This is a genomic window from Sneathiella sp., from assembly GCF_047631475.1.
Classification (GTDB): domain Bacteria; phylum Pseudomonadota; class Alphaproteobacteria; order Sneathiellales; family Sneathiellaceae; genus Sneathiella.
The window spans coordinates 14860-26773 of the sequence record NZ_JBLHZT010000022.1 but is presented as its reverse complement, the minus strand read 5'-3'; the positions used below and the strand labels follow the sequence as shown (position 1 = coordinate 26773).

The 11914-nt window shown below is 49.3% G+C and carries 10 protein-coding genes and 1 tRNA gene; 9 read left to right on the top strand and 2 right to left on the bottom strand.

The genetic code is table 11. The features are described 5' to 3' along the window. Nucleotides 1–11 precede the first annotated feature (11 nt). From ACJAYR_RS10590 to ACJAYR_RS10555, 8 genes are all read left to right on the top strand, one after another. Nucleotides 12–1190: an OmpA family protein gene (locus ACJAYR_RS10590; RefSeq protein ID WP_415236576.1), complete on the top strand. Its 1179-nt coding sequence runs from the start codon at nucleotides 12–14 to the stop codon at nucleotides 1188–1190. Between the two features lie 110 nt (nucleotides 1191–1300). Further along, complete coding sequence (locus ACJAYR_RS10585) at nucleotides 1301–2509, top strand: LL-diaminopimelate aminotransferase (protein WP_415236575.1); 1209 nt, start codon at nucleotides 1301–1303, stop codon at nucleotides 2507–2509. Nucleotides 2510–2522: 13 nt separating this feature from the next. Then, nucleotides 2523–3803, top strand: a complete 1281-nt coding sequence (locus ACJAYR_RS10580; RefSeq protein WP_415236574.1) for a homoserine dehydrogenase — start codon at nucleotides 2523–2525, stop codon at nucleotides 3801–3803. Nucleotides 3804–3854: 51 nt separating this feature from the next. After that, on the top strand, nucleotides 3855–4811 hold the full coding sequence (glpX, locus tag ACJAYR_RS10575; RefSeq protein WP_181017905.1) for a class II fructose-bisphosphatase: 957 nt from the start codon (nucleotides 3855–3857) through the stop codon (nucleotides 4809–4811). Nucleotides 4812–4825: 14 nt separating this feature from the next. Continuing rightward, entirely contained in the window at nucleotides 4826–6610 is a 1785-nt protein-coding gene (recJ, locus tag ACJAYR_RS10570; RefSeq protein ID WP_415236573.1) for a single-stranded-DNA-specific exonuclease RecJ, read from the top strand. Nucleotides 6611–6727: 117 nt separating this feature from the next. Beyond that, a tRNA-Glu gene (locus ACJAYR_RS10565) sits at nucleotides 6728–6802 on the top strand. 309 nt (nucleotides 6803–7111) lie between these two features. Beyond that, entirely contained in the window at nucleotides 7112–9016 is a 1905-nt protein-coding gene (locus ACJAYR_RS10560) for a PAS domain S-box protein (protein WP_415236572.1), read from the top strand. Nucleotides 9017–9071: 55 nt separating this feature from the next. Continuing rightward, nucleotides 9072–9374 carry a hypothetical protein gene (locus ACJAYR_RS10555; RefSeq protein WP_169544913.1) on the top strand — a complete coding sequence of 101 codons (303 nt, stop codon included), beginning with the start codon at nucleotides 9072–9074 and terminating at the stop codon, nucleotides 9372–9374. A gap of 37 nt (nucleotides 9375–9411) precedes the next feature. Here ACJAYR_RS10555 and ACJAYR_RS10550 read toward each other — a convergent pair whose 3' ends face one another. Further along, on the bottom strand, nucleotides 9412–10677 hold the full coding sequence (locus ACJAYR_RS10550) for a pentapeptide repeat-containing protein (protein ID WP_415236571.1): 1266 nt from the start codon (nucleotides 10675–10677) through the stop codon (nucleotides 9412–9414). Nucleotides 10678–10841: 164 nt separating this feature from the next. Here ACJAYR_RS10550 and ACJAYR_RS10545 point away from each other — a divergent pair, with 164 nt between their 5' ends. Continuing rightward, nucleotides 10842–11096 carry a hypothetical protein gene (locus tag ACJAYR_RS10545; protein ID WP_415236570.1) on the top strand — a complete coding sequence of 85 codons (255 nt, stop codon included), beginning with the start codon at nucleotides 10842–10844 and terminating at the stop codon, nucleotides 11094–11096. Between the two features lie 5 nt (nucleotides 11097–11101). On the opposite strand, the gene ACJAYR_RS10540 is transcribed toward ACJAYR_RS10545, so the two are convergent. Then, entirely contained in the window at nucleotides 11102–11851 is a 750-nt protein-coding gene (locus ACJAYR_RS10540) for a hypothetical protein (protein WP_415236569.1), read from the bottom strand. Nucleotides 11852–11914 lie beyond the last annotated feature (63 nt).

The following is an 11914-nucleotide window of genomic DNA, read 5'->3' as shown; positions in this document are numbered from 1 at the left end:
GGCTATAAGAAATGGTGATAAAGCAAATCTCCCCTTCATTGGACGGAAATGCAATTAAGAAACATGTTTCAAAACTGACAGTCGCAACATCAATGTTGGTTTTGGCTGGTTGTTCGACACCTGATTGGGTCAATCCGGGAACTTGGTTTGATGGCGGGGATGGTGACGCGAAACGCCCTGAGCAAATTGCTCAACCGGACAGCGAATATCCGAAACTCGGTGATGTGCCGGACGAAGCAGGAAAAACTGTTTCCGTTCAGGAGGCCCGAGACATCGAAGAAGGATTGAAAGCAGACCGCGAAAACGCTCAATATACCGACGAACAGTTGCGGGCGGATACCTCGCAGCAGCCGGTTCCTCGGCCGCCTGCGCCTGTCGCACCGGCATCTCCGATTGCATCGGCTACCGGTCCAGCAGTTACAGCGGCGCCAAGCCCTTCTGTTAATTCGGCTCCTATTCCGCAACCTGGACAGGTTCCGGTTTCATCTGCACCAGGCCAGCCGGGTGTTAAGTTGATGCCAAATGGTGCCCCGGTTACAACGCAAAATCAGGCGTATGCCCAGATTGCCCCTGGAACAGGAACAACGGTTATCAGCGGTGCGGGTGTCAATAATGTTTTCCAGCGTCAGCTAGCGGCCTCCGCTGCAACGACAACGACATTGCCGGCAAACACACAGTTTCAAAGCTACCCTGTCCAGCCAATTGGAAATTCTGCTGTTGCAGTCTCTCCGATCGTTCGGGATACCTATAATACACCAGTTGCCTTGGGATATGGCAACGCTGTGAACGGTAATCGTGGTGTGGCCGTCATGGGGCGTGCCGGATCTGCGGCCGGTGTAAAACCGGATGCCGTCATTTACTTTGAAACCGGCTCTTCGCGTATTGGCGCAGGGGACAGAAGCAAGTTGGCGCAGATCGCATCGCTTCAAAAACAAACGGGCGCTATGCTTCGGGTCGTCGGACACGCGTCCGGCCGAACCCGCGAGCTTCCTCTTGAGCGCCATTTGATGGTCAACTTGCGGATGTCGCAAGAGCGGTCCAGCGCGGTTGTCACAAGCCTGATTAACCTCGGTGTCGATTCTTCAAAAATTATTGTTGAATCTGTCAGTGATCAGGACCCGGTAACACGAGAAACAATGCCAAGTACGGAAGCGCAGAACAGGCGGACGGAAATCTTCCTCGTAAAATAACGCGGCATCGTATAAAAAAAATCTTTATCCAACTGCCTGGCGTGTTCAGAAGAGGTTTTCATCCTTCTGACACGGCGGGCAGAAATTTATCATAACAAGAGAAAAGGCCAATGAATCCGGAATTCCACCGCATTAAAAGACTGCCCCCTTATGTGTTTGAAGAAGTCAATCGTATGAAAGCAGCAGCCCGAGCGGCCGGAGAAGATATTATTGACCTTGGAATGGGAAACCCCGATACGCCAACCCCACAGCACATTGTTGACAAGCTTGTGGAGACTGTGCAGGACGGGCGGACACATAGATATTCTACCAGCCGCGGAATACCGGGGCTTAGAAAAGCCAACGCTGCATATTACAAGCGGCGTTTCGGTGTTGATATTGATCCGGAAACGGAAACAATTGCGACTTTGGGCTCTAAGGAAGGGCTTGCCAACCTGGCAATGGCCATCACGACCCCCGGGGATGTGATCCTGTCGCCAAATCCAAGTTATCCTATTCATCCTTATGGCTTTATAATTGCCGGAGCCGTTGTTCGGCATTTTGAAGTCGGTCCGGACATTGATTTCTTTGAAGCCTTGGAGCGTGGAATGCAGCATTGCATCCCCACACCCACCTGTTTGATTTTGAATTTTCCATCCAATCCGACCGCGATGACGGTGGATCTGGCCTTTTATGCAAAAGTTGTCGATTATGCGAAGAAGCACGGCATGTATATTTTGTCAGATCTGGCATATGCAGAAATCTATTTCGGTGACGAAAAGCCGCCATCGATCCTTCAGGTGGAAGGCGCGCGTGATATTGCTGTTGAATTTACGTCCTTGTCCAAGACTTATTCCATGCCCGGATGGCGGATGGGATTTGCAACCGGGAACAAGAAACTGATCGCGGCACTTACCCGCATCAAATCGTATCTTGATTATGGTGCATTTACGCCAATTCAGGTGGCGGCCACCGCGGCGTTGAACGGTCCGCAGGATTGCGTTCAGGAAGCCCGTGATATGTACCGCGTCCGACGTGATGTTATGATTAGTGGTATGGCGGCGGCGGGATGGCCAATTCCCTCTCCCGAGGCAACGATGTTTGCTTGGGCACCAATTCCAGAACCGTTTAAAGAAATGAAAAGTCTCGAATTCTCCAAGCTGTTGCTGCAAGAAGCAAAAGTGGCGGTTGCACCCGGGCTGGGGTTCGGTGAGCATGGTGATGGCTTTGTCCGGATCGCTATTGTAGAAAACGAACAGCGTATCCGTCAGGCATGTCGGAACGTAAAAAAATTCATGGCTGATGCGGATAAGCATCTAGCTGCCTTCAAATCCAGATAATATGGCAAAAATTATGAAAGTTGGTATTGCAGGTCTTGGAACAGTTGGTGTCGGCGTCATAAAGGTGCTCCGGCAACATCGTCAGCTCCTCAGTGATCGTAGCGGCAGTGATTTTGAAATTGTGGCCGTCTCTGGCCGGGATCGATCGAAAGATCGCGGCGTGTCGCTTGACGGGCTAACCTGGTATGACAATGCTGTCGACATCGCATCAGATCCGAATGTTGACCTTGTTGTTGAGTTGATCGGCGGTAGTGAAGGCGTTGCCAAAGACTTGTGCGAAGCGGCCCTTAACCTTGGCAAGCCTGTTGTCACGGCAAATAAGGCGTTGCTTGCAGTACATGGGCAGCAACTGGCAAAACTTGCTGAAGATAAAAAAACAACCTTGGCGTATGAGGCGGCCGTTGCGGGAGGCATTCCTATTGTGAAAGCCATGCGTGAAGGGTTGGCAGGCAATGCCATCAGCCGCGTTTATGGTATCTTGAACGGGACCTGCAATTATATCCTTACTGAAATGGAAGACACTGGCGGCGACTTTGGCGCTATCCTGTCAGAAGCTCAGGCTTTGGGATATGCTGAAGCAGATCCGAGTTTTGACGTGGATGGTGTAGATGCCGCGCATAAACTGGCGATCTTGACCAGTCTGGCTTTTGGAACTCCGGTCGATTTTGACAGTGTTTATATTGAAGGTATCCGGGAAGTTTCAGCATTGGATATTTCCCTTGCAAAAGAATTCGGGTATCGCATTCGATTGCTGGGTGTTGCTAGAAAAACGGATAAGGGAATTGAGCAGCGCGTTCATCCTTGCATGGTGCGCCAGGATACGCCGATTGCCAATGTCTCGGGCGTTTTTAATGCGGTTGTCGCAGAAGGTGATTTTGTCGACACGACCGTTTATGAAGGACGCGGTGCGGGCGAGGGACCGACAGCGTCTGCTGTTGTTGCGGACATTGTTGATATTGGTGCGGCGCGCACATCGCCTACATTTGGTATTCCAGTCGATAAAATGGTATCTATCCCGGCAGTGCCTGTCGAACAGCATGTCGGTTGCTATTATGTGCGATTAAACGTATTTGATCGACCGGGTGTGATCGCGGATATATCTGCTGTTTTCCGCGACGAAAAAGTGTCTATTGAAAGCTTATTACAAAGGGGGAGAGCGCCTGAAGAGGCAGTCTCAGTCGTTTTGACAACCCACGAGGTCCAGGAAGCCGCGTTGTGCCGTGCACTGGACCAAATTAATGAATTTGATCATAGTGTGGATCGGCCACGAATGATTAGAATTGCAAAACTTTAATATTATGATGCCGAAGTGTAGTCGGCGTCTACTTTGCTGGAAGATGTAAAAATGTCAGAAATTTCGAAACTGGATAGAAAACTTACACTCGAAATTGTTCGTGTGACAGAGGCCGCGGCTCGCGCTGCCTGTAATCTGGTTGGTCTTGGCGATGAAAAAGCTGCGGATCAGGCTGCTGTGGACGCAATGCGGACAGCGTTGAACGATCTGGATATCGACGGAACGATTGTTATTGGTGAAGGCGAGCGGGACGAGGCGCCTATGCTGTATATCGGCGAAAAAGTCGGTACAGGCAACGGACCAAAGATCGATATCGCACTTGATCCGCTGGAGGGAACGACCCTGACGGCAAAAGGCGGACCGAACGCACTTGCTGTTATTGCCTTTGCAGAATCAGGTAATTTTCTGAATGCACCTGACACCTATATGGAAAAGATCGCCGTTGGCGGTGGGTATCCTGAAGGGGTTATTGATATTGACCGGTCTGCGGGCGAAAATATGAAAGCCATCGCCGATGCCAAGGGTGTTCCCGTCAGTCAGACAATGGCCTGCGTTCTGGATCGTCCGCGTCACGCCAATATTATTGCAAGCATCCGAGAAACCGGTGCACGGATCAAACTGATTTCTGACGGTGATGTTGCGGGCGTTATGGCCACCGCAGATAAAGATACTGGTATTGATATGTATGTCGGTACTGGTGGTGCTCCGGAAGGTGTTTTGGCAGCGGCAGCCCTTCGTTGTATCGGCGGTCAGATGCAGGGACGTTTGGTTTTCCGCAATGATGACGAAAAAGCCCGTGCCGCCAAATGGGGCATTACCGATCTCGGTAGAACATATAATCTCGAGGAATTGGCCGCTGGCAACGTGATCTTTGCCGCTAGTGGGGTGACGGATGGATCCATGTTGCGCGGGGTTCGTCGTGTAGGGGATCGCGTTCATACTGACTCAATTGTCATGCGCTCCCACACGGGAACTATTCGCTATGTGCGCGGTGATCACAGCGCCTAAGCCGGAGAGATAAAATGAGTGAGCATGAGATACCGGCTTTTCTGGGTGTTGAATGCTCCCTACAGGAAAAGCGCTGGCGCCTTCGTTCGCAGGATGAGCGTCTGGGCCTTGCGCTTTCCCAGCGTCTGGACCTGCCGGAAATTGTTGGGCGGGTTCTTGCCGGACGGGGGGTCTCGCTGGACGAGGCTGAACAGTATTTAAGTCCCACAATGCGGGACATGATGCCCAATCCATCCAGTTTTAAAGATATGGATAAGGCGTCCTCACGCATTATCAAAGCAGTTCAGAATAACGAAAAGATTGCCGTTTTCGGCGATTATGATGTCGACGGCGCCACGTCTTCCGGGCTGCTGAAACGATATTTCGACCTGCTTGGTATTCCTTTGCTGGTCTATATTCCTGATCGGATGAAAGAAGGGTACGGGCCCAACAAACCGGCCTTTGATCATCTCAAGGAGCAGGGCATCAATCTTGTGATCACTGTCGATTGCGGCATTGTTTCTTTTGACGTGATGGATCATGCGAAAGAAATTGGTCTGGACGTTGTCATTGTTGATCACCATCAGGCAGAAACCCGTCTTCCACAGGCAGAGGCTGTCATCAATCCGAAACGGCATGATGAAAGTCAGGAATATACCTATCTTGCCGCTGTTGGGGTTGCTTTCCTTCTTTGCGTTGCCATCAACAGGGATTTAAGAAATGCCGGTTGGTTTGGGGATAAACCGCCACCAAATCTAATGACCTTATTGGACCTCGTCGCGCTGGGAACGGTGTGCGATGTCGTGCCGTTGAAAGGGCTTAACAGGGCCTTTGTTACGCAAGGCTTGAAGGTAATGGCCCGCCGGACTAATCCGGGACTTGTGGCCCTGAGTGATGTCGCCGGCCTGGATGAAATGCCGGGAACGTATCATTTGGGTTATCTTCTGGGCCCTCGGGTCAATGCGGGGGGGCGTGTTGGCCGTCCGGAATATGGGCCGCAGCTTCTATCAAGCAACAATCCGGAAGAGTGCCAGAAACTTGCGGGTTTCCTTGATGACTATAACAAGGAACGCAAAGAGATTGAGGCGCTGGTAACTGATGAGGCCTTGGAGAAGGCCGAAAAGGCGAGCAAGGCCGGAGATCCTGTCTTAGTGATCGACGGAGAAGGCTGGCATCCCGGGGTTATTGGTATCGTTGCAAGCCGCGTTAAAGATGCTTTCAAACGGCCAACAGTCATTATTGGTATGGACGGTGAACTGGGTAAAGGGTCCGGTCGCTCTGTTCCGGGGGTCGATCTGGGGGCCGCTGTGGGGGCAGCCCGTCATCTTGGGCATATCGTGGCAGGGGGCGGCCATGCCATGGCAGCGGGTCTGACCATTGAAAAAGGCCAGATTGACGCTTTTAGACGATTTTTAAGCGAGCGCCTTTCCAAGGACGTGGATACGGCCATACAATCGGCCAGTCTGGGCGTCGATGGGGCACTGGGGGTTGAGGGGGCGACTGTCGAGTTAATCAATCACCTGGAGATGGGTGGCCCTTACGGAGCCGGAAATCCAGAGCCAAGATTTGTTTTATCAAATGTACGCATCGTTACCGCCAGTATTGTGGGTGAAAACCACGTAAGGTGCATTATGACCGGTTCTGGTAATCGGGGACGCCTGGCTGGCATCAGTTTCCGCAGCCTTGAAACGCCACTTGGTGACGCCCTCATTTCACATAAGGGAGCGAGCTTTCACATTGCTGGTCATCTAAGAAAGAACACTTGGCGGGGCGAGACTTCGGCTCAATTGCTTATTGAGGATGCCATAAGACTTTCCTGATAAGAAAGGTGTTCTGCGCCCTTTGAGGGAAAAAGCAAAAAAAAATGAAAAAGAACGAATTTTTTACTTGCTATGTCGGCAGAAGACCTTTAAATCCTGCCTCCAGCGACACACTGTGTCCCCTTCGTCTAGTGGTTAGGACGCCAGATTTTCATTCTGGAAACAGGGGTTCGACTCCCCTAGGGGATGCCATTTCTAAGGTATGCTCCTTTTGACGCGGGTGTCGCTCTTTTCCTTTTTTAACGCGCGAATAGCTAAGTCGCTGTTTCATTTCAGGATAGTGATATCTAAACTAAGGCCTTAGTTTTACCCTTCATCGCTATGATTTATGGCATATTCCGCTTTATCTATTTAGTCTAAGTCACTGATATTACGTGACGAATTTCCAAAAATTTACTAAAAATTAATCTTGATTGTTGTAGGGTTTCCGTGGATGACTGGAGGCTGAGACTTGGATAAACAGCACTCTACAGCTAAATTTGCTTAGTAAATGGGTACGATTTGGATTCAGTAAAACTGAAAAAAGGGCGCGCGCTAAATGATTTTGCCGAACTGGTTTCTGACTGGTTGTGGGAAATCGACGAAAATAATGCGCTCGTTTATTCTAACGGTCGCCTCGAGGAGGCTGTGGATGCCCCGCAAAAAGATTTTGTCGGTCAAAATCTCATCACCATCCTGAACCAATTTTATTTTCTCGAAAATTCCAGTGCCGAAGACGAACTGCGCCGGCTTGATACTCTGTTGATGGCGAAAAAGCCTTTTTCCCTTGAAGAGCTGACAATTAAAACTGAAGGGAACTCCCTGTTATTGCTTGAGTTGAAAGCAATTCCCGTTGTTAACAAGGCGGGCCAGACCATCGGGTTTAGGGGATCAGGCCATATCACCGAAGACGATCGACCGAACCGCCGTGCCGGAAATCAATTAAAAGTCCTGATGATGGCCGTGAACAAAACGCCGAACGGTGTGATGATTACGGATAAGGAGGGCGTGATCAAATATATCAACCCGGGGTTTACGGAAATTACTGGCTATAGCTGGTCTGAAACAATTGGGAAGACCCCGAGTATTTTAAATTCCGGGAAGACTGAAACGGGGACCTATGAAGATCTTTGGCGGACGATCCAAACCGGTGAAAGCTGGCAGGGAAACGTTTATAATCGCCGGAAGAACGGTGAGCTGTTTTGGTGTCAGGAAACCATCACCCCCGTTGTTGATAAAAAAGGGGCTGTATCAAACTATATTGCGATCCAGAAGGATGTGACGCACGAAGTATTGGCGCAGCAGAAATTGCGCGAAAGTCAGGAACGGTTCAAGGGGTTTACCGAAGCTGCTTCTGATTGGTATTGGGAAACAGATTCAGATCTACGTTTCTCGTATATTTCGGAAACAGCTTGCGAATACGCCGGAATGGATATCAGTGAAATGATGGGCATGACGCGTCAGCAGCTTGTTACTCAATCTGAAGATATGGATTTCTGGCGGGGGCATCTGGAAGATCTGGCGAACAGGCGGCCCTTTAAGGACTTTGCCTACACTTTTATTCGGCAAGATGGACAACGCCGGCGCTGGCAGATCTCTGGTAAGCCATATTATTCCGACGATGGGCGCTTTCTGGGTTATCGGGGTGTCGGGCAAGATATAACGGTCAGCACCGAATTGGAGGCGCAGTTGCAGCAGTCCCAGAAGATGGAGGTTGTGGGCCATCTGACAGGCGGTGTCGCCCACGATTTTAATAACCTTCTTGGGATTATCATGGGGAATGCTGAATTGCTGGCGGAACAGCTGGAGCATGAAAAAGATTTTCGAAGCGAAAAACTCGAAAATATTGTCTATGCCGCGCAGCGCGGTTCCAAGATTATCAAGCAATTACTGGTTTTTGCCAGAAAAGACACGTTGCGCCCCACTATTCTTGATCTGGGATCAGAAATTGAACAGATGCTGGACATCTTGAAGACCAGTCTGGGCAGCTCCATCGAGCTACGGTACACGTCGGATTCAGATCTGTGGCAGAGTTATGCGGACAGGGACCAGTTTGTAAATGCCTTGCTTAATCTGTGTATCAATGCCCGTGATGCCATGCAGGAGAAGGAACAGGGCCGGCTAACCCTGTCGCTTGAAAATGTTTCGCTTTCTGAAGGACAAATGTCTCTGGGACTCCCGGCGGGCCATTATGTTTTGTTAGCGGTTAAAGATAATGGCTGCGGCATTAAAGAGGAAGACAAAGAAAAGGTCCTAACCCCGTTCTTTTCGACTAAGGAGACAGGTAAAGGAACCGGTCTTGGCCTGAGTATGGTCTATGGGTTTGCAAAAAAGTCGGGCGGGGCCATATGGTTAGAGAGTACGGTCGGGGAAGGCACAGAAGTGTATATGTATTTACCCCGGCACACCATTAAGGTAGCGTCATAAAGAAGTTTATAAAAATCGTCACGTAACTTCTGTTACAAGAGAAATGGAAACACTCATGGATTTGCGTTTATGTTTTGAAAATAAGGCCGGTATCCGAATAGATGAGGCTTCTGTTTTCCGGCATTATGCTGAAAATTACCTGAACGGGTTTAATGTGGAGTGGGGGGGCTCGATCAGCATCCCGCACAAGGACACGAAAACCAGCCCGATGGAACCTTTGTGGCAGTATTTTATCCGCAATGCCAGTCAGGCCTGCAAAGACTATTTGCGGGAATATTTGGACCGAAACCCGATGGCCGGATATTTTGTGCATGTGTACGAAGTTGACAAAGGCGTGCGGGATAACAAAATTCACTAAGATGGCCGGATCTGGCATGTACAGATGCCAGATGTCATTACTTGGCGTCGAATTTTGCGCCTTCTATATCAGCGCCCGTTAAAATCGCCCCGGAAAGATCAGCCCCAATAAAATTGGCATCAATCAGGTTTGCCTCTGTTAAATCGGCGTTCTTTAGGTTCGCCCCTTTAAAAATAGCGGCTGTCAGATTTGCGGGCCATTTTTTACCCAGAGGGACCCCTTTGTGATCTTTGAGATCAACTGCAGTGATCAGGGCACCTGTCAGATTGGCTTTTGTAAGGTCCGAACGGGAAAGATTGACGCCTTCCATTACGGTTTGGGATAAATTGATACCTTCCAGTTTGCAGCTGGACATATCCGTCATGACCATTTGCGAGCCTTTCAGGTTCGCTTTCCGAAGATCTGCCCCTTTCATATTGGCACCACTCAGCGCGCATTCACTCAGGTCCATATTGGACAAATCCATATTCATCAGGTTCGCCCGTTCTCCCTGACTGCCATTTGATGCAACCCAGACAAAATGTTTCTCCAATATGGTTTGCAGGCTGGGAGGCAGTGGGGCAGAGGCCTGTTCTTCTTCTTGCCCTGCCGAAATGGATTTGGCCTTGGAAAGATCCACACCTTCCAGATTAACCCCTTTTAGAGTTGCATTGGAAAAATCTACACCGTCAATATTAGCACCGGCCAGGTTGGCATTGGTCAGGTCGGCGCCATTCAGATTAGAATTTTCCAAATTGCAGCCAGACATATCAGAACCGATCAATCCTGCATTTTCCAGAACCGAGTTTGACAAGTTTGCTCCGGAGAGTTGTGAATAGGATAAATTTGCGTTTGCCAAAGAGGCCCCCGCCAGGTTTGCGCCGGTCAGATTTGCTTTCTCGGCAATAACGTCTTCCATATCAGAATCGCTTAGGTCCGAAGACCCAAATGTGACAGTACGACCACCCGCCAAAATCATGGATCCACCGCGAAAGTCGGCTTCCTGTAAATTGGCGCCATTTAGTCTGGCGCCTTTCAGTTCAGCGCCTCTTAAGTCAGCACGGATGAGAAGGGCATTCGTCAGATCGGCTTTTGTCAGATCAACAGCGAAGAGATCGGCGGAAATGAGATTGGCGCCCCGCAAGATTGCTCGAGAGAGACGACAGCCAGAGAGAATTGACTTCTGTAACTTGGCGTTTTCGAAATTAGCCCCTGAAAAATCCTGCTGATTAAATGATGCCTGCTTTCCATCCTTCGAATTTCGAAGCCACTTCGCATGCAGTTCCAGCATTGTCATAATTTCATTCGGCGTCAAAGACGTCATTGTACCCTCTAACAGTTTTATCCAATTCTAGGACAATAGAGACATATTCCTAAACTGAATAGGAAACATTTCTCTACAATTTTAGTATTAAGGAAGCAAAGTTAATAGTTCGTTTCCTATCAGGGGGTAAAAACCTTTATCACTGTATTTTTTAGGAGCTACAAATGGAAATTACACAAAATCAAGTAGACTCTCTTCAGGAGTGGATTGAAGACCGAAAAGCGGCCTATTTGAAAAAGGGATTTTACCTGGCCGCAAATATCGGTGTTGAGAGCCTGCAGGAATTTAAAGACGGCGGCGGGTTATCCGATGAAGACAAAGGCAAAAGCCTCGCAGAGATCAAGGCAGAACTCGATCTTGCTGAGGATTTTTTCAAGGAAGCCAGACAGATTCTATTTGCCGGACGTCAAGGGGGATAGTCTTTTTACGACGGTGTTTCGCGTCCGATCCGTTTGAACAGCGAATACATATACAAAAAGAAGAAAAGCCCGAAATAATACTCTTGAGGCTCGCTAAACCGAATGTCAAATGGGGCAGGCAGGGTCAAATCAAATGCCTGCCTGAGACGCTCTGTATTTTTGATGAGCAGGCCAATAACGGCGGTTGGTAAACATATATAGGTCGGCCAGATCCAGTACCAGATGGTTCTGTCCTGAATGGTCCGTTTTCGCCCTTTATACAGGACTGTCAATGGAATGATTATTCCGCCTATAATCGTCCAGGCTTCAACCAGAATTTTTGGCTTTTGATCAAACCAGTGGTTCGTGTTGTGGATGTTGGTCTCTCCGCGGGGATGATCCGCAAAAATACCATCGGCGGCCCAGCCAAACCAATGCTGGCCCCAGCTTGCTTCTTCCCCCATAAAATAAAAGCAGCCCAACGTATTCAAGAGGATCCAGCCGGTTAGGAGCGGGTTGTGGAGAGACTTGGCTTTCACCAAGGAGACAACGCCAAACAGAAAGGCTGGAAATAAAAGAAGGACGGTTCCGTTTTCTACAAGACCAAGTTCCCCCTCGACATAGGCAAAGTAGAAATCGGGATGTGTAATCCGGGTAATCAGGCTGATTGCAATCATAACAGGCGGAAAAAACAGCCATAAGAACCATGATGGTTCATTCACGGTTTTTTGGTGCGCCAGAGAAAGGTTGTCTTTAGATGAAGTAAACGTGCTCACGGTTTGTCCCTGTACGCTTTTGAAGGTATTCGTTTTTCAAAAACCTACAGTTTAATAAACAAG